Genomic DNA, 19,132 nt, shown 5'->3' with positions numbered 1-19,132 from the left:
GCCGGCAACTCGCTCTTCATAAAAAAAACGCCGCTAAGCGGCGTTTTTTATTGTTTCAACAACCCATCGCCCTTACTGGCGCCATTGTTTAAATGCGTTGATCAAACCGTTGGTTGAGCTATCGTGGCTCGCTACCGCTTCTTCACCACCTAGTTCAGGTAGGATTTGGTTTGCAAGCTGCTTACCAAGCTCAACCCCCCACTGATCAAAGCTATAGATATTCCAAATTACGCCCTGAGTGAAGATCTTGTGCTCATAAAGCGCAATCAGAGAACCCAGTACCGCTGGAGTCACTTGCTTAACAAGGATAGAGTTCGTTGGGCGGTTTCCGTCGAATACCTTAAATGGTACCAGCTCAGCCACTTCTGCCTGAGTTTTGCCTGCAGCCAGGAACTCAGCTTCAACCTGCTCTTTGGTTTTACCAAATGCCAACGCTTCGGTCTGAGCAAAGAAGTTCGCCATCAATTTAGGATGGTGATCACTCAGAGGGTTGTGGCTAATTGCCGGAGCAATGAAGTCACAAGGGATCAGCTTAGTCCCTTGGTGGATCAACTGGTAGAACGCATGCTGACCATTCGTACCTGGTTCACCCCAAATGATTGGGCCCGTTTGGTAATCAATCGGGTTACCGCCACGGTCAACACACTTGCCGTTTGACTCCATATTGCCTTGCTGGAAGTAAGCTGCAAAACGGTGCAGGTACTGATCGTACGGCAAAATCGCCTCTGATTCAGCGCCATGGAAGTTGTTGTACCAAATACCGATAAGAGCAAGGATCACAGGCAGGTTCTGCTCAAGTGGCGCTTGGGCGAAGTGCTGATCCATAGCGTGGGCACCATCAAGCAACGCCACGAAGTTGTCAAAACCAATAGATAGACTGATAGACAGGCCGATAGCCGAGCATAGCGAGTAACGACCGCCAACCCAGTCCCAGAACTCGAACATGTTGTCGGTATCGATACCGAACTCTGATACCGACTGAGCGTTGGTCGATAGCGCGGCGAAATGCTTGGCGACGTGAGCCTGATCACCCGCGGTGGCTAGGAACCAATCACGAGCAGAGTGGGCGTTGGTCATGGTTTCCTGAGTAGTGAACGTCTTGGAAGCAATCAGGAACAGCGTCGTTTCAGGGTTTAGCTCTTTTAGCGTTTCTGCAATGTGAGTACCGTCAACGTTCGATACAAAGTGCATGTTAAGGCGAGTTTTGTAGGGTGCCAGCGCTTCAGTCACCATGTATGGACCAAGATCTGAACCACCAATACCGATGTTAACAACATCAGTGATCTCTTTGCCGGTGTAACCTTTCCATTCACCGTCAACAATACGCGCAGTGAAGGCTTTCATCTTCTCCAGTACCGCATTGACGTTTGGCATGACGTCTTCACCGTCAACCATAACTGGCGTGTTGCTACGGTTACGCAGCGCCGAGTGCAATACCGCGCGGCCTTCCGTTTGGTTGATCTTTTCACCGCTGAACAAATCTGCAATCGCAGCTTTTACTTCTGTCTGCTCAGCCAGGGCAACTAGCTTACCCATGGTCTCTTCAGTGATCAGGTTCTTGGAGAAATCCAGTAGGATGTCATCGCCGAAGTTGGCCGAGAACTTGTTGAAACGCTCGCTGTCGCTGGCAAAAAGCTCGCTTAGCTGAAGATCCTGGGCATCTTCGAAGTGTGCAGTCAGCGCTTTCCACGCTTCAGTATGGGTTGGATTGATGTTTTTCAACATGATGAAATTCCTGATTTTTAATTGTTAATCCATTAGTCTTGACAGCAAAACCCAAGCAATGGATCCCCGATCTTAGTAAATGTTGTTCGTTACGTTGACCCTAGTGTAGCTCAACTTATCAGGCCAGCTAAATTTTTGTAATTTTACAACTTATGAGTGATTATGACGTGAAGGGATACCGATCTTCATTGCGTCAGGTCACGAAACTAAAGAGTAAGTTGCAGGGTCATAAAACCGCCATATATCCAAGCTATGTGGTATTTATTGCTCGAGTATCAGTAAGGATAATAACGATGTGGTACCAAAAAACAATCCAGCTTCGCCCACGGCCCCGTGGCTTTCACCTTATTACCGGTGAAATTGAACAACAAATCCCGGAGTTGGCCCAGATCAATATCGGGCTGGCTCACCTCTTTATCCAGCACACGTCGGCCAGCCTAACCCTCAATGAAAATGCCGACCCGACGGTACGCCGTGATATGGAAGCGCACTTCAACCAGGCTGCTCCCGAGCGCGCCCCATACTACCAGCACACCTATGAAGGCGATGATGACATGCCAGCCCATATCAAGGCCTCGACACTCGGCAGCAGTGTCAGCATACCGATCAGCCATGGCCGATTCGCACTAGGCACCTGGCAGGGCATTTACCTTGGCGAGCACCGTGACCAAGGCGGTAGCCGGCGCATTGTGATCACCCTGCAGGGAGAATAATACTCACCGAACAATAACATCTCTGGGGTGGTTCGGATTTACCACGGAAAAGTGGGTTTCTTGCGGGGCTTGCGCTTTTTCTCGATATCAACAATACAGAGGAAGTCTTCATGACACGACGACAGTTCGAGGAGCGCCTTTGGCACGAATAGCTGGACTTTCGAGTCAGCCAGGATAATGGTTTGCACCGTATCTGCTGGCATACACACAATCTCGCCGGCAGTCAGCTTCACCCCATAATTTAACTGCACCCTGCCATTGCTACCGACAGATTTGACCAGGGGGTAGCCAAACAGGGTCAGTGGCCCAGTCGTCAATTTGATGGTTTCGTTGAAGGTGGCTTCGATATAGAGCAGTTCAGAGTTGATCTGCTCGGCCAATTTATCGACCTCATGCTTGATGGCCGCCGAGAAAACCCATTCGTTGAGCACCGGCTCCCATTTACCGCCGAGCTGCAAACAGCGCTTGTAGACAAAGTGATTCTTTCTGCCCGTCGCCAAGGTACAGATATCAATGTTCCCCTGCTGTTCAAAAGGCATCAGCAACCGGAACACGCTATCATTGGCATGGTGGGTATAGCGGTCCGATATCTCCTCTGCATGCAGCATGAAGGTACCCAAAGGCAGGGTCTGGCTATTTTCATCAATAATAATACGACAGTGGCCTGTGCCCTTTCTGCACAGGAAGTAGGACTCTTTACGCTCTAGCACTGTGAATTCTTGCATCGACCCAAACCTTATAAAAACAAAACAGCGCTATATTGCGAGCATGGCACAAGGTTAGTCAATCTCGTCGATAACCACATGGCTGTTACTCGACCTCAGGGACTGGATCCTGTCGAAAGTATCCCCTAGCTTACCCGGTAATTTGTAACCGTGCGCGATCCGGTCATCAATATCCTTATCCATTTCTGATTTGGGGATATTATTGGTGACTTCGCTGATTGCCGACTCCCTCTCATCCAGCTTGATATCACGATCATAAATTTCCACCTCCTCAAACGCCTCGAGGTAGAGCGTACGAAATTCTGCTGCGATATGTTTTTCAGACAGCGTTCTGAGCTTGGCCGATTTACGCTTGCTAATATAAATTTCAACCCGGCTAACCGGTTTTTTCAGTGTCAGTATGTTAGTCCGGGCTTCGAGGATCTCACGATCGGTCGGGGTATCTTTCAGGGCTTTGAAAACCGCAAAAGAAGGCGGCCATTCCTGGCCTTTCTTCAAGCGCTCATCCAGATTGTCTTTAAGTCGACGATAGCTATTGCGATCCAGCGAGGCGGCAAACTGCATCAACCTTTCACCCGGCTCGTCACCAAATTCCTGGCGCACCTTGCTCTGCCCGAAATTCATGTTCATGTCATACCAAAATTGCATGATTTTCTTTTGGCTGGTGCCGTTGTACTTATCCAGCATCACCTGGGTTTTCGGGGAGAACCCCGAGACCCCTTGGCTCTCAGCCGAAAAGCTTATCGCGCTGGTATCATCCGGTTGCGGTGCAGGGGCAGGTACCGTAGCCCTGATCGCAGGGGCAGCCGGTTGGCGCTGAGCCGGAACAGAGGCAGAAGAGGCTGATGTCACACTTTTGTCTGATTGCTTGGGCGCTTTGAGCTCACTTTTAATTCGATTCCAATACTCGGCGTGCGTTTCACTGATGTTCTTTGGAGAACTCATAGTAAGTCATCCCCTTCGTCGTCACTCTTAAAGTTAAAGTTAGCAATCTTTTCTTCCAGAATATCAATGGCACCACGTTTCACCGCCTGAGGCCTTGAAGCAGGGCGGTTATAACCCTGCTTGTAACTTTTTTCGCTGTGAAGGTGGGAGTGCAGCCGACTTCGTAGTTCATCAAGCGAATAGAGCTGTTTGCTTGGTGTTTCCCTGATACGTTCGATAAACGACGCCCAAACCTGAGTTTGGTTGCCGTAGCCACTTTTGAACATTACGGCTTCGGCCCAAGGCTCAATCACATTCGGGGAGAGTTCGAGGATATTGATCGCTTTGCCTGAAATCGTCTTATTCACCGGGGTAACTTGAGAGCGATGGAAGCTCGATACCCGCTTGGCATTACTATACACGTCCGGATTGGCATGAGGCTGCTGAACATAGCCCGTATTGCCTTGCGACGCGCGGTGATCAACCACGCTGTGATCCACATAGGCATCGAAGTTCAAGCGGCCATTGATTTTGCCGCTGGTACGGTAACTCGCGGATGCCTTGTTGACCCCAATGATCAGCTGCTCCATCGACAGTTTGGCGATCAGGTTATCAAGCATACTCTCAGAGGCACACATCATCTCTTTAAGCTGAGACATGCTAGTGATGAAGGCACCGTCTCTGTCCGATAGCTCCGCCAAGGCAACCAGCAGCAGCTTATCTTCAAGGTTAACGGTTTTTTGGCTCCAGGCCTTTTCGAGAAATTTCGATGACATGAGTATCTATACCAGAGAATTTATGGATAACGGCGAGACAGAGAATATATTGTAACAAACACAGACGGTGGTACGAACAAGTATAGCGCAGTTTATTTCTTGGCCAGACGCCCCCGCAGCCTGCGAAACGGCTAACCACGCCCGATGCGGGACACGATGGACAGCGACTCTATCAGGCTAACTAGAACGGCTGGTTGATCATCACCCGGAACAAACTGTCTTCACTGCCTGCGGCCATTTCAGTGCGAACAACAATGCCTTCAACCTGGAAGCGTACCGCACCACCAACACTCCACTTCATATCACGGTGCAGCTTTGCCAGATCATACTCATCAGCCACCCGGCCGACATCGACAAAAGCCACCCACTGCCACCAAGGCACGTCATACCATTCGAATACCGGCCAGTCATCCAGCGGCTGCCAGTCAGGCATCACCCGGTATTCCATGCTATAGCTCAGTGCCGCCCGATCGACAAAACGGCCACCGGAGAAACTGCGCAACCGATACAAGCCCCCAAGACGGTTTCCCGCATAGGCCGGTGGTCGGCGGAACTCTTGTTGGCCATTAACCTGCTCCGTGCTGTTCCAGCTTGGGGTATCGGCTGTGTACACATTCAATGCCAGTACCTGCTGATCGAACAACTCACCCAGGTTTCCGAAGGACCAGAACCAACTCTGTTCAAATTCCCACTTCCACCAGCTTGGCCGTTCATGGCTCCCGGGATCAAGGGTCACGGAGAGCTGGCTTTGGCTCCCCTCCGTCGGGTTACGGGTGTTGTTGCGATTATCCCAATCAAAGCGGGTTTCCAGCCCCCACACCTTCTCGACCTCGGTAAAGTCAGCGGGTTCTACTTGCGATGTCGGCAAGTCGTCAAATTCCCGTCCTTGGTAAAACGGCCGGAACTCCACGGAACTCACACCACTGTCCCAGGGCGTATGGCCCGTGAGCTTGCGCACAGGGGTCAGGGCTGCACGGATCCCTTGACTGTCCCCAGCCCCCATAGGCAGAACATAGCGCATCGACAACCGATACTGGAACTCCTTGGCATTAGCTATTATCTTGTCATCAGCGCTGGAAGCATTGCCAGACGCTTCACCCAGGTAGTAGTCAAATTGCTTGTAATTGGCATCAAACAGCTCCGCGCCAAACAACCAACGGCTATTCTGGCTGAAAATATAATTACTGGCCCCTAAGTAAGAGAGCCAGGTCCCCTTCTCACTGTAGACCCCAGCCCCGAGCAGGGCAGCTTGAGGCTGTCCAGCCCCCTTGAGCAGACCAGCCATCCCCACGGACAGCCCCATGGCATCGGTCGAGAACGCAAAGGGAACAAACGCGGTCTCAGGCGTCCATGACGGCCAGCTATCGGCCCAAGCTGCTGTTGAGCATGAAAAAGCCGCAACCATTGCTGCGGCTTTAATAATTGTTGTCATTATGATGGGATATTCTTCGGTCTATTATAGATAAGCCATTGCGACTCTTGATGTTAGCTTAGTCACCAGCTCATACGCAATGGTTCCAATATGACCTGCAACCACTTCTGCTGGCAAGCCCTCGCCCCACAAGATAGCTTCATCACCCACCTTGTCGGTGCTGTCGGGGCCGAGATCGACCGTCAACATATCCATCGACACTCTACCCGCCATCGGAACAACACGCCCATTAACCAGTACCGGCGTGCCATTGGGTGCGGTACGCGGATAGCCATCGCCATAGCCGATCGCTATCACCCCTACCTTAGTATCACGTTCGCTGGTCCAGATCCCACCGTAGCCCACCGACTCGCCTTGCTTGACATCACGCACCGCAATCAAGCTGGAGGTCAGCGTCATGACCGGCTTCAAACCGTATGAGTCAGCGCCACGACCTGTTTCGGCAAACGGAGAAACCCCATACATAATGATCCCAGGGCGAATCCACTCAAGGTGGCTATCTGGCCATTCCAATATGCCCGCCGAGGCCGCTAGTGAACGCTCCCCGCGGCAACCATCAGTCAAGGACATAAAGGCATCGATTTGACGCGGCGTCACCTCGCTAGACAGCTCATCAGCACAGCCAAAGTGGCTCATATAGCGCAGCGGCTTGGCCACATTTGTGCAAGCATGGAGCCGTTCGACAAAATCAGCATATTGCTCTGGCCGGACACCGAGGCGGTGCATGCCGGTATCGATTTTCAACCACACCACCACTGGGCCATCGAGGGTAGCTTGCTCCAGCGCTTCGAGCTGTTCGATAGAATGGACAACAGTGTGGATATTGTTGGTAACCAGGACCGGGAGATCCGACGGGGCATAGAAACCTTCCAGCAGCAACACTGGTTTGACGACACCACCGGCGCGCAAGGTCAGGGCTTCTTCAATACGGGCAACACCAAAGCCATCGACATCGGGCAAGCTTTTGGCAACATGTTCCAACCCATGGCCGTAGCCATTTGCTTTCACCACCGCCAGGATTTTACTGTTAGGAGCCTGGCTGCGGATTTGTTGCAGGTTGTGAGTCAATGCCTCGGTACGGATATACGCTGTTGCCGCTTTCATCTTTGTTCCTACTTATTATTGCCCCGGCAAACCGGTACTACATCATATGGCGGTATATACCCATGAAACTATGCGTGGGTATAAGCCTTATTCATCATCAAAGGCCGGGCCAGCATAATTATCAAACCGCGAATACTGGCCTTGGAATGTCAGTCGCACCGTACCGATCGGGCCGTTACGCTGCTTACCAAGAATAATTTCGGCAATGCCTTTCAGGGCACTGTCTTCGTGGTAAACCTCATCACGGTAGATAAACATGATCAAGTCGGCATCCTGCTCGATGGCACCGGATTCACGCAAGTCCGAGTTTACCGGGCGTTTATCCGCACGCTGCTCCAACGAGCGGTTCAACTGCGACAGTGCCACCACCGGCACATTGAGCTCTTTGGCCAGCGCTTTGAGCGAGCGGGAGATTTCCGCAATCTCCAAGGTACGGTTATCTTGCAGGCTTGGTACCCGCATTAGCTGAAGGTAGTCGATCATGATAAGGCTAAGGCCGCCATGGTCACGGGCAATACGCCGTGCCCGCGAGCGCACCTCTGTCGGCGTCAGGCCAGAACTGTCATCGATATACATGTTCTTCTTTTCCATCAGAACACCCATGGCAGAAGACACTCGCGCCCAGTCTTCGTCATCAAGCTGGCCGGTACGGATCTTGGTTTGATCGACGCGTGCCAACGAGGCCAGCATACGCATCATGATCTGCTCCGATGGCATCTCCAACGAGAAGATCAAAACCGGTTTTTCTTCCGACATCGCTGCGTTCTCACACAGGTTCATGGCAAAGGTGGTCTTACCCATCGAAGGACGGGCTGCAACAATAATCAAGTCCGAACCCTGTAAGCCTGCCGTCTTTTTATTCAGGTCGGTAAATCCAGTTGTCACCCCGGTCACGCCGTCTTGCGGCGACTGATAGAGGATCTCAATACGCTCAAGGGTCTTTTCTAGGATCCCTTCAACATTCTGCGGACCTTCGTTTTCCGAGGTACGTTGCTCGGCAATGGCAAAGACCTTGCTTTCTGCCATATCCAGCAGCTCTTCACTATCACGACCTTGGGGATCATAACCGGCATCAGCGATTTCATTGGCGACGCTGATCATGTCACGGATAAGCGCACGCTCACGGACAATCTCGGCATAGGCTAAGATATTGGCTGCTGATGGCGTGTTTTTAGCCAACTCTGCCAAATAGGCAAAGCCACCGACATCCTCAAGCTGATCCGCCGTCTCGAGGTGCTCGGACAAGGTGATCAAATCAAGCGGGTTGCCGCCTTCTAACAAGGCGGCTACGCCTTCGAAGATAATCCGATGAGGGCGACTGTAGAAGTCTTTGGCCACGACTTTCTCGGCAACAACATCCCATTTTTCGTTGTCCAGCATCAGGCCGCCAAGGACCGACTGCTCTGCCTCGAGCGAGTGCGGCGCCATCTTGATTGCGTCCATCTTAGAGTCTTTCTGGGGGTTCGGTTTGCTATTCTCTGCCATAGAAATTGAAATGATTGCCGGAAACTAGGCCGTGCATTATACCTTAATTCACAAAGAGTCTATCTATCAATATAGCGTTGATGGCGATTTTCCCGATTGAAATGCAATAATAGGCGCTTACAAGCCAAGAGGTACATTCTGTTGGCAATTCCTGACCTAAAGATGACATAAATCGGTTACACTGCTGTGTTTGGTATTTGATTATTTCAACCTATGAGGAGGCCGCTTGGCAAGAACACTTTTAGCTCTATTACTGCTTGCCAGCACCCATGCCAATGCCGCCACCAGCGATGAGCGCCCAACCCGGATCCCGCCGCCATTAACCACCGAATTAGAGCTCGGCTACCAGTCCCTGGGGGGAAACTCGGACTCGCAAACCCTCAACACCCGAATCGGCGGCACCTATCTCAAGAACCAGTACCGACATAGCGGCGAGCTGCGAATTCTGTTGGCCGAAAAAGACGGTGAAGAAGACAAGCGCAAGGGCCAAGTCGAACTGCAGAGCGATAAGAAGATCAACGAACGGACCTATATACTGGGCAACGTCAACTATGTCGATGATCGCTACGGGCCGTATTTTACCGATTTTACGTTCGCAACCGGTATGGGTTACCAGCTAATACGGCGGGAGACCTTGCAGGTCGAAGTGGAAGCCGGCCCAGGCTATCGCCATCAGGAACCCAACCTCGATGAACTCGATGATGACGATATCGTCTTTAGGGATACGGTGGATGAGCTGATCCTCCGTGGTAGTGCCAAGATGACCTGGAAGCCATCGAAAACCGTTGAGATCGGTGTCCGACTCACTGGTATTGCCGGCAACAGTAACAGCACAATGGAAGCAGAATTCAATCTCACGACAGATATCAGTGACTTTGCTGCCATCAAGATCAGCAATAACCAAAAGCTCAACAGCTGGGTACCCGAGGGCTTGAAAAAACGCGACTCCGCCATGACAATGAACCTGCTGTTCAAGATGTAATCCCCGCCCAAGCTAACGGCTTTCATCTCTCCAACACTTACTCCACTGTTTTTCAGGCATAAAAAAACCAGCCCGAAGGCTGGTTTTAAGCTATCAACAAAAACGTTATTAGTCTTCAGCAACAACGTTTAGGTTAGCAGTTGCGAATACATCAGAGTGCAGCTGGATGCTGATCTCGAATTCGCCAGTCGTACGTAGTGCACCTTCTGGTAGGCGAACTTCGCTCTTCACTACTTCAACGCCAGCCGCAGTAATTGCGTCAGCGATATCACGAGTACCGATAGAACCGAATAGTTTACCTTCGTCACCAGCTTTAGAAGCGATAACTACAGCTTCAAGCGCGTTGATTTTCTCAGCGCGTGCTTCAGCAGCAGTCAGTTGCTCAGCAACTTTAGCTTCTAGCTCAGCACGACGAGCTTCGAACATTTCAACGTTAGCTTTAGTAGCCATTACTGCCTTGCCCTGTGGGATAAGGAAGTTACGAGCAAAACCCGCTTTAACGTTAACCTGATCGCCAAGGCCACCTAGGTTACCGATTTTATCAAGTAGAATAACTTGCATTATCTTGTCCTCTTAAACTTAATTAAACCGCTACCGATTACAGATGCTTGTCTGTGTATGGTAGAAGTGCTAGGTAACGAGAACGCTTGATAGCGCGAGCTAGCTGACGCTGGTATTTAGCGCGAGTACCAGTGATGCGGCTTGGTACAATTTTACCAGCTTCAGTGATGTAGTTTTTTAGAGTTGCTACGTCTTTGTAGTCAATCTCTTGTACGCCTTCTGCAGTGAAACGGCAGAATTTACGACGACGGAAGAAACGTGCCATGGGCTATCTCCTGATCTAAATTATTTCAATGTGGTTGGCATGAAACACTAATTACCAATGCCTTAAGGCTGGTGTGATATGAGACTGAGCCTCTTACCTTAATGTGACTGCCAACAGCTAAAACTTGAGAGAGTATTTGTTGACCTTGCTTGCTAACTACTACGTTAATGTACGAATACAATTACTGCAGTAAGCTGGCTTCCTGCTAGTTAGAACGCTAAAGCTATTCTTGCTAGCAAGGTGCTTCGTTTGGGTTTTAGGCAATAAAGTCAAAAACACCTAACGATGGGTCATTAAACAATTACTCAGCTGCTGCTTCGCCTTCAGATTGTGCTGGAGCTGGTTGCTCTGCACGCTCTTCACGACGTGGGGCACGCTCTTCTTTAGCCTTCATCATTGGAGATGGCTCAGTGATAGCGCCTTTAGTACGCATGATCATGTTACGGATCACTGCATCGTTGAAACGGAAGTTAGACTCCAGCTCGTCAATTACAGACTGCTCAGCTTCAACGTTCAGTAGAACGTAGTGTGCTTTGTGCAGTTTGTTGATTGGGTAAGCCAGTTGACGACGGCCCCAATCTTCTAGACGATGGATCTGGCCACCAGAATCTTTGATAGCAGCAGTGTAACGCTCGACCATGCCAGCAACCTGTTCGCTTTGATCAGGGTGCACCATGAATACGATTTCGTAATGACGCATTGGTTGCTCCTTACGGATTAATCAGCTTCCTGAGTTGGCTCGGTTATCCAGAGGAAGCAAGGAACTAAAAATAGAACCGAGAATTTGGACGCTGAATAGTACAGAGAATGGACAATTGAAGCAAGAGAATTTTATCGCTTGGCGGCAAGTTAAATGGTTAAGGAAAGAAAGTGGGTACTGGGCAATAAAAAAGCAGACACGCAATATTCACTGCGTGTCTGCCCTTGCTAAAAACTCGGTTCTGTTCTTCCTAGTTTCTGCGATTATTGGCGCTGACGCACCGCCTCGAACAGGCAGATGCCGGTTGCGACAGAGACGTTCAGGCTAGATACCGAACCAGCCATCGGGATCTTGATCAAATCATCACAGGTCTCACGGGTTAGGCGACGCATACCTTCACCTTCCGCGCCCATCACAATGGCCAACGGACCCGTCAGTTTACTTTGATAAACATCATGGGTGGCCTCACCGGCTGTACCAACAACCCACACGCCCTTGTCCTGTAGTGCACGAAGGGTACGGGCCAGATTGGTCACTCGCACCAGTGGCACGACTTCAGCCGCACCACAAGCTACCTTGCTTGCAGTGGCATTCAGCTGGGCCGAACGGTCTTTCGGTACAATCACAGCCACGGCACCGGCCGCATCGGCATTACGTAGGCAAGCGCCCAGATTATGCGGATCGGTTACCCCATCCAATACCAGCAAAAGCGGGTTTTCTTGGCTAGCCAGAAGGTCATCAATGTTATTTTCATTGAACTGCTTACCCGGACGCACACGGGCAATAATGCCCTGATGCGATGCACCCTGGGCTTTATCATCCAGCGCTTTACGACCAGCCTGCTGAATAGTGATACCCAGCATTTGCAGCTCATTGATCACTGGCAGCAAACGGTCATCTTCACGGCCTTTCAGCACAAAGACTTCAATGAAACGTGAAGGGTCAGACGCCAAAACGGCTTTGACGGCATGAATGCCGAAAATCATGTCATTACTCATGGTTTAGTTCTTCTTAGCTGCTCGTTCTTTCTTACCGGCACGCTGTTTCTTCTTACGGGCCTTGGTCGATTTCTTCTTCACGGCCGGCTTACCCTTGCCGTCCTCTTTATCCGCCTTGCCTGCCGGTGCTTTGTCGCCCTCGAGTTTAGGGATTGCACCCGCTTTCAGCTTTTGGCGTACCGAGCTACGCTCTTTCTTCGATTTAGAGCGTTGCTCCTGCTGGGCTTCGCCATCGGCCACACGGTAAACTTTCATACCTTGACGCTGCATGCCTTCGGCTTTACGCATACGCTGTTTTTTCTCGCGGTTTTTGGCGGTTTTGCCGTCACCACGAGGCTTGCGATTGCTGCCTACAATATCAAAATCAATTTGGCGATCATTCAAGTTGATGGATGCAACCTTCACTTTTACCGTATCACCCAAGCGGTAAACCTGCCCAGAGCTATCACCAATCAAGCGCTGCCCAACCGGATCGAACTGGTAATAATCATTGGCCAAGTTGGAAATATGTACCAAGCCGTCAATGTTCAACTCATTGAGGCGAACAAAGAAGCCAAAGCCGGTTACATTGGCAATCACACCGTCGAACTCATCACCAACGTGATCTTGCATGTATTCACATTTCAGCCAGTCGGCCACATCACGGGTTGCGTCATCGGCACGGCGCTCAGTGGTTGAACACTGCTCGCCAAGACCGTCAACGTCATCAAATGAATAGTGGTAACCGCCTGTTGGCGTCCAACGATCCTTATTGGTTCCTTCTTGCTTGGCTATCAGGTACTTAAGCGCACGGTGCAGGGTCAAATCAGGGTAACGACGAATTGGTGAGGTAAAGTGCGCATATTGCTTCAACGCCAAGCCGAAGTGACCGATATTATCAGCTTGATAAACCGCTTGCTTCATCGAGCGCAGCAACATGGTTTGGATCAGCTCTTTGTCCGGACGGTCTTGGATCAACACAGCAAGCTCTGCATAGTCTTTTGGTGATGGCTCCAAGCCACCAGACAACTGCAGGCTCAGCTCGCCGAGGAAATCACGGAACCCCAGCAGACGCTCTTCACCCGGAGAGTCATGTACTCGGTACAGTGCCGGCTCCTTGGCTTTCTCCACAAAACGCGCGGATGCGATGTTCGCCAAGATCATACATTCTTCGATGATCTTATGGGCATCATTGCGAACGGCCGGCACGATACGATCGATTTTGCGATCGGCATTAAAGATAAACTGCGTTTCAATGGTTTCAAACTCAATCGCGCCACGCACTTCACGCTCGCTTTTGAGCACCTTGTACATGCTGTACAACTCTTCAATATGCGGCACCAACGGGGCATAACGCTCACGCAGCTCTTCATCGCCGTCCAGCATCTTGCTAACTTTGGTATACGTTAGACGGGCATGAGAGTTCATTACAGCTTCGTAGTGCTTGTAACCTGACAGTTTGCCGGTTTCAGATATGGTCATCTCACACACCATACACAAACGGTCAACCTGCGGGTTCAGTGAACACAGGCCGTTGGACAGGACTTCCGGCAACATCGGGATCACCTGCGACGGGAAGTATACCGAGTTACCGCGCTTCACCGCCTCATTATCGAGTGCCGTGCCCGGACGTACATAATAACTGACATCGGCAATCGCCACCCATAGGCGCCAACCACCTGATTTCTTGCGCTCACAATATACGGCGTCATCGAAGTCACGGGCATCTTCACCATCAATGGTAACCAGCGGCAAGTCGCGTAAATCAACACGGTCTTTTTTCGCCTCTTCAGGCACTTCTTCGCCAAGGCCCTGAATTTGCTTTTCAACTTCAGACGGCCACTCGTGCGGAATATCATGGGTACGCAATGCAATTTCGATTTCCATACCTGGTGCCATATTTTCACCAAGCACTTCAACCACTTTACCAACAGCATTATATTGGCGTGTCGCACGTTGATTGACTTCCACCACCACCACGTTGCCCATTCGGGCCCCCATGCGCTGGTCATTCGGTATCACGATATCCTGGGCAATACGGGAGTCATCTGGCACCACATAGCCCATATTGTCTTCAATAAAGAATCGACCGACAATTTGTCCTTCGTAATGCTTCAGCACCCGTACCACACGGCCTTCACGACGACCGCGTTTATCGGTCCCCGCCACCTGAGCCAAGATGTAATCGCCATGGATCACACCGCGCATTTGGTGGTGCGGCAATAGCAAGTCTTCTTCTTTGCTATTGGTCCCCTCAGGGCGCAGGAAACCAAACCCATCTCGGTGGCCAATCACATGGCCCTTGATCAGATCGAGACGCTCCGGCAGCGCGTAGCACTGGCGGCGGGTAAAAATCAGTTGGCCATCACGCTCCATGGCGCGAAGGCGGCGGCGCAAACCTTCATATTGGTCGTCGCCCTCAAGTTTCAGCTCTGCAAATAGCTGATCGCGGCTAACAGGCGCCGAGTAACCCCGGATCACTTCCAGCAGCATCTCACGGCTAGGGATAGGGTTTTCGTAATTTGATGCTTCGCGATCGCGAAAAGGATCGACCGGTAAATCGGTAGTACCTTTTGACATAATTAGATCCAAGTTGGCGAAGAGATACTTCAAGTATATCTGCGCCCTAGGTGAACAGACGGGAGCCAAGTCGAAAAATTAGCTCCCCAGAGAGATTTTGAAGTTATTGCGTTTCTATCACTGCACTGACTGGTCTAACAGGACACGTAGAGGCGGGTTGTCATCGATCATTTCTGACAGGGTGTGATTGTCCAGTTCATCCAAGAAGGCTTGGCGCGCATTGAAGAGGATACCTTTCAGCCGGCAGGCTGGTGTTATATGGCAAAAATCCTCGCTGCAATTAACGATTTGCAAAGGCTCTATCGCCCGCACGACGTCGCCGAGCACTATTTTATTGGCAGGCATGCCTAGGCGGATCCCGCCATTTTTACCGCGCACTGTTTCGACGTAACCCAGCTGTCCCAGCTTATTGATGATTTTCACCATGTGGTTACGTGACACGCCGTAAACCTCGGTCACTTTGCTAATACTCGCGAGCTCCCCCTGTGGCAGGGTAGCTAGATATATAAGGGCACGCAGGCCGTAATCGGTAAAACTCGTCAGTTGCACAATAACTCCTCCTGCCGACATTTTAATCTGGATATTGACTAAAAGATACAGATACGATAGAACTTAAAACATATATTATAAATACACCAATATAAGGTAAAGTCATGCTCAGCTCCCAAACTATTGAGATTGTTAAAGCAACCGCGCCCGTTATTGCCCAGACAGGCCCTGCTCTAACAGCACATTTCTACGATCGCATGTTCAGCCATAACCCCGAGCTCAAAGATATTTTCAATATGAGCAACCAGCGCAACGGAGATCAACGCGAAGCGCTGTTCAATGCGATCTGCGCCTATGCCAACAATATCGAAAACCTGCCGGCCCTGCTGCCAGCGGTCGAGAAGATTGCCCAAAAACACACCAGCTTCATGATCACCGCCGAGCAATACGCCATTGTCGGCGGCCACCTGCTGGGTACGATTGACGAGCTACTATCACCGGGCCAAGAGGTCTTGGATGCCTGGGGCGAAGCCTACGGCTTGCTTGCTGACATCTTTATCAAGCGGGAAGAAGCGATCTACCAAGAGAACGAAGGCAAGGACGGCGGCTGGCGCGGTACCCGTAAATTTACCTTGGTTGAGAAAACCCAAGAGAGTGATGTGATCACTAGTTTCACCTTCAAACCCGTCGACGGCGCCGCTGTCGCAGGCTACCTGCCGGGTCAATACCTGGGGGTTTACCTCCAGCCAAAAGAGTTCGAGTTCCAGGAGATCCGCCAATACAGCCTATCTTCAGCCCCGCAAAATGATCAATACCGCATCTCGGTCAAACGCGAAGAGGGAGGTACGGTGTCGAGTTACCTGCATGACACCCTACAAGTTGGCGACGATATTCTGCTTGCTCCACCGGCCGGTGATTTCTTCCTCGATGTGGAAGCCACGACACCAGTTGCACTGATTTCAGCCGGTGTGGGTCTGACCCCAACCCTGTCAATGCTAGAAACCCTGACTAACCACAAGGCTGACGTACACTGGTTACACGCCGCTGAAAACGGTAAACACCACGCATTCAAAAATTCAATTGCCCGCATAGTGGCCGCCCACGAGCATATTTCCAGCAACATCTGGTACCGCGAGCCATTAACCTCTGACAGCCCGGCCGAAGACTTCCAATTTGACGGCATGATGGATCTCAGCAAGGTCAAAGCGTTGGTAACGACACCGGGCATGCATTACTACTTCTGTGGCCCGATCGGGTTTATGCAGTATGTGGCCAAGCAGCTGATCGAGATGGGGGTCGCCGAGGAGCAACTCCATTACGAATGCTTCGGACCACATAAAGTGCTTTAAGCAAAAATGCAAAAGAGAGGCTTAAGCCTCTCTTTTTTTTCTCTCTTCAGCCAAGCTGTCAGCCCTAACCGTTTCATCAACCAAACTGATCCATCTACCAAAAGCTATCCCGCCGCTTGGCCCTGGCAATCACATTGGCCGGCATCCGATTTTCCAACCCGCGCCGCAGGCGGGCAATCTTGTTATGGGTATTTTGGCTGGCAGTCGCGGTGTTATACAGCCAGCGATAGGCATCTTCAAAGTCCAGTGGGCTGCCATAATTACTCAACAATAACTCGGCAAGTTGAATACGGGCATCGACATTCCCCATCGCAGCAGCTTCACGCAGGTAAGGGATCGCCCGCTCTCGGTCTTGTTGGACCAAGGTGCCGCGAGCATAGTAACGCCCGAGTTGCTCCAGCGCCGCCGGAGAGCCTTGCTGGGCGGCCGACTGCATATAATGGACCCCAAGCTCGACATCGCGCTCGACACACACGCCCCAAGCCAGCATATCACCATACAGGAACTGGTAGGACGGGGATTCCACCCGGATCGCCCTGGCCTCGATGTCCTGGACCAACTGACAGTCATCGGCCTGAACTTGTTGCAAGTGATTGTTGGAAACGAACATCCGATTAAGCTCGTTTTCGCTATATACCGGCACGGCCTCACCGACCTCTTCCAAGGCGGAAGCTGGGACTGCGCAGCACAGGGCAATAGCAAAGAATAACGGGCGTAGGCTCATGGATGGATCTCTTTCCGAACGTGCTAACCTTATCGGCGGCGGGCGCTGAGACTTTAGGGAAAAAACCACCAAAACGGCAATTTCCCGCCGCTTCAATGACATAGTATAAATAGATTTTTGACGCAATCCCCGATAACCCGTTTTGGAACCAATCCCCGCTTTCATACTCCACTCCGGAGCTAAAATGCTTCCCGGCTATGGGCGAAGAAATTAGCCATAAAAAAAGCCAGCCCCATGGGCTGGCTTTCAAATCAATCACTGCAATCAGCAATTACTCACCGTATGGGTGAACCTTGATGATTGTCTCGTTACGGTCAGGACCGGTAGAGATGATGTCGATTGGCACACCCGTTAGCTCTTCGATACGTGCAATGTAATCGAGTGCCGCTTGTGGTAGCGCATCCAGAGACTTAGCACCGAAAGTCGTTTCAGACCAGCCTGGAACGGTTTCGTAGATTAGCTCTAGGTCTTCGTAAGCATCAGCCGCCATTGGTGATACTTCTAGGATTTCGCCATCTTTGGTTTTGTAGCCAGTACAGATCTTAAGTTCTTTTAGGCCATCCAATACATCTAGCTTGGTTAGACAGAAACCTGAGATTGAGTTGATTTGTACCGCACGGCGCATAGCAACCGCATCAAACCAACCAGTACGACGTAGACGGCCTGTTGTAGCGCCAAACTCGTTACCCACTTCACCTAGGTGCTTACCAACCGGGTCTTGCTTATCCAGACCATCGTATAGCTCAGTCGGGAATGGACCTGCACCAACACGTGTACAGTATGCTTTTGCAATACCAAGGATGTAACCAAGGTGACGCGGACCGAAACCAGAACCAGCAGCAACACCACCAGCAGTCGTGTTTGAAGACGTTACGTACGGGTAAGTACCGTGGTCGATATCAAGTAGTGTACCTTGCGCACCTTCGAACATGATCTTGTCGCCACGCAGACGGGCATCATCAAGTTCTTTCGTTACGTCGATAACCATTGAAGTTAGAATGTCAGCCTGAGACATGATTGTCTCAAGGACTTCATCGTAGCTTACAGGCTCAGCATTGTAGTAATGCTCAAGCTGGAAGTTGTGGTAAGCCATAACTTCTTTAAGCTTCTCAGCAAATGCTTCTTTGTCGAAAAGGTCACCAACGCGTAGGCCGCGACGAGCAACTTTATCTTCATATGCTGGACCGATACCACGACCAGTTGTACCGATCGCTTTCTTACCGCGAGCGATTTCACGCGCTTGGTCAAGAGCAATATGGTATGGAAGAATTAGCGGACAAGCTTCTGACAGGAACAGACGTTCGCGCACAGGGATACCACGTTCTTCGAGTGGGCCCATTTCTTTCATCAGCGCGTCAGGAGAAAGTACAACACCGTTACCGATGATACATTTAACGTTGTCACGTAGGATGCCTGATGGGATCAGGTGAAGGACAGTTTTTTCACCGTCAATGACAAGGGTGTGACCTGCGTTGTGACCACCTTGGTAGCGCACTACGTATTTTGCATCTTCGGTCAACAGATCAACGATCTTACCTTTGCCTTCGTCACCCCATTGGGTGCCAAGAACGACTACATTATTTGCCATCTTTCTTCATCTATAGTAGTTAAAAAGGGATTC

Annotated in this window: 18 protein-coding genes; 3 read left to right on the top strand and 15 right to left on the bottom strand. The window is 50.8% G+C overall.

Annotated elements, in window-relative coordinates; all coding sequences use genetic code 11:
• Window positions 1–72: 72 nt before the first annotated feature.
• Entirely contained in the window at window positions 73–1,725 is a 1,653-nt protein-coding gene (gene pgi, locus C9I99_RS22395; protein WP_107351049.1) for a glucose-6-phosphate isomerase, read from the bottom strand.
• Between the two features lie 293 nt (window positions 1,726–2,018).
• On the opposite strand from pgi, the gene C9I99_RS22390 reads away from it, so the two are divergent.
• Window positions 2,019–2,438 carry a secondary thiamine-phosphate synthase enzyme YjbQ gene (locus C9I99_RS22390; protein WP_107351047.1) on the top strand — a complete coding sequence of 140 codons (420 nt, stop codon included), beginning with the start codon at window positions 2,019–2,021 and terminating at the stop codon, window positions 2,436–2,438.
• Window positions 2,439–2,476: 38 nt separating this feature from the next.
• Here the strand turns inward: C9I99_RS22390 and C9I99_RS22385 are convergent, their stop codons facing one another.
• From C9I99_RS22385 to C9I99_RS22360, 6 genes are all read right to left on the bottom strand, one after another.
• Entirely contained in the window at window positions 2,477–3,163 is a 687-nt protein-coding gene (locus tag C9I99_RS22385) for a hypothetical protein (RefSeq protein ID WP_107351046.1), read from the bottom strand.
• A gap of 54 nt (window positions 3,164–3,217) precedes the next feature.
• The gene (locus C9I99_RS22380; RefSeq protein WP_107351044.1) at window positions 3,218–4,108 is read right to left on the bottom strand and encodes a hypothetical protein; all 891 of its coding nucleotides are present in this window, start codon (window positions 4,106–4,108) and stop codon (window positions 3,218–3,220) included.
• Complete coding sequence (locus C9I99_RS22375; RefSeq protein WP_107351043.1) at window positions 4,105–4,863, bottom strand: hypothetical protein; 759 nt, start codon at window positions 4,861–4,863, stop codon at window positions 4,105–4,107. Before C9I99_RS22375 ends, C9I99_RS22380 begins: the two co-directional genes overlap by 4 nt.
• A 181-nt stretch (window positions 4,864–5,044) precedes the next feature.
• Window positions 5,045–6,295, bottom strand: coding sequence for a BamA/TamA family outer membrane protein (locus C9I99_RS22370; RefSeq protein WP_107351041.1), 1,251 nt, complete (start codon window positions 6,293–6,295; stop codon window positions 5,045–5,047).
• A 24-nt stretch (window positions 6,296–6,319) separates the two neighbouring features.
• Window positions 6,320–7,399, bottom strand: coding sequence for an alanine racemase (gene alr, locus C9I99_RS22365; protein ID WP_107351040.1), 1,080 nt, complete (start codon window positions 7,397–7,399; stop codon window positions 6,320–6,322).
• Between the two features lie 87 nt (window positions 7,400–7,486).
• On the bottom strand, window positions 7,487–8,884 hold the full coding sequence (locus tag C9I99_RS22360; RefSeq protein WP_107351039.1) for a replicative DNA helicase: 1,398 nt from the start codon (window positions 8,882–8,884) through the stop codon (window positions 7,487–7,489).
• A gap of 226 nt (window positions 8,885–9,110) precedes the next feature.
• Between C9I99_RS22360 and C9I99_RS22355 the strand changes: the two genes are divergently transcribed.
• Window positions 9,111–9,866 carry a DUF481 domain-containing protein gene (locus C9I99_RS22355; protein WP_107351038.1) on the top strand — a complete coding sequence of 252 codons (756 nt, stop codon included), beginning with the start codon at window positions 9,111–9,113 and terminating at the stop codon, window positions 9,864–9,866.
• Window positions 9,867–9,974: 108 nt separating this feature from the next.
• On the opposite strand, the gene rplI is transcribed toward C9I99_RS22355, so the two are convergent.
• The 6 genes from rplI to nsrR form a co-directional block, all read right to left on the bottom strand.
• Window positions 9,975–10,427, bottom strand: a complete 453-nt coding sequence (gene rplI / locus C9I99_RS22350) for a 50S ribosomal protein L9 (RefSeq protein ID WP_107351036.1) — start codon at window positions 10,425–10,427, stop codon at window positions 9,975–9,977.
• A 37-nt stretch (window positions 10,428–10,464) separates the two neighbouring features.
• Window positions 10,465–10,692, bottom strand: coding sequence for a 30S ribosomal protein S18 (gene rpsR, locus C9I99_RS22345; protein ID WP_005421136.1), 228 nt, complete (start codon window positions 10,690–10,692; stop codon window positions 10,465–10,467).
• A 301-nt stretch (window positions 10,693–10,993) separates the two neighbouring features.
• Window positions 10,994–11,392 (bottom strand): 30S ribosomal protein S6, encoded by a 399-nt coding sequence (gene rpsF / locus C9I99_RS22340; RefSeq protein ID WP_107351035.1) that lies wholly within the window; start codon window positions 11,390–11,392, stop codon window positions 10,994–10,996.
• 263 nt (window positions 11,393–11,655) lie between these two features.
• Window positions 11,656–12,390, bottom strand: a complete 735-nt coding sequence (gene rlmB / locus C9I99_RS22335) for a 23S rRNA (guanosine(2251)-2'-O)-methyltransferase RlmB (RefSeq protein ID WP_107351034.1) — start codon at window positions 12,388–12,390, stop codon at window positions 11,656–11,658.
• A 3-nt stretch (window positions 12,391–12,393) separates the two neighbouring features.
• Window positions 12,394–14,949 (bottom strand): ribonuclease R, encoded by a 2,556-nt coding sequence (rnr, locus tag C9I99_RS22330; protein WP_107351033.1) that lies wholly within the window; start codon window positions 14,947–14,949, stop codon window positions 12,394–12,396.
• A gap of 117 nt (window positions 14,950–15,066) precedes the next feature.
• Window positions 15,067–15,498: a nitric oxide-sensing transcriptional repressor NsrR gene (gene nsrR / locus C9I99_RS22325; RefSeq protein ID WP_107351032.1), complete on the bottom strand. Its 432-nt coding sequence runs from the start codon at window positions 15,496–15,498 to the stop codon at window positions 15,067–15,069.
• 104 nt (window positions 15,499–15,602) lie between these two features.
• On the opposite strand from nsrR, the gene hmpA reads away from it, so the two are divergent.
• The gene (hmpA, locus tag C9I99_RS22320) at window positions 15,603–16,787 is read left to right on the top strand and encodes an NO-inducible flavohemoprotein (protein WP_107351031.1); all 1,185 of its coding nucleotides are present in this window, start codon (window positions 15,603–15,605) and stop codon (window positions 16,785–16,787) included.
• Window positions 16,788–16,881: 94 nt separating this feature from the next.
• Here the strand turns inward: hmpA and motX are convergent, their stop codons facing one another.
• Window positions 16,882–17,511 (bottom strand): flagellar protein MotX, encoded by a 630-nt coding sequence (motX, locus tag C9I99_RS22315; RefSeq protein ID WP_107351030.1) that lies wholly within the window; start codon window positions 17,509–17,511, stop codon window positions 16,882–16,884.
• A 271-nt stretch (window positions 17,512–17,782) separates the two neighbouring features.
• A complete protein-coding gene (locus tag C9I99_RS22310; RefSeq protein WP_107351029.1) occupies window positions 17,783–19,099 on the bottom strand; it encodes an adenylosuccinate synthase in 1,317 nt (438 codons plus the stop codon).
• Window positions 19,100–19,132: the final 33 nt, after the last annotated feature.

The organism is Photobacterium lutimaris (assembly GCF_003025555.1).
GTDB lineage: Bacteria > Pseudomonadota > Gammaproteobacteria > Enterobacterales > Vibrionaceae > Photobacterium > Photobacterium lutimaris.
Note: the sequence above shows the minus strand (reverse complement) of the source record. Positions and strands in the feature narration are given on the sequence as shown.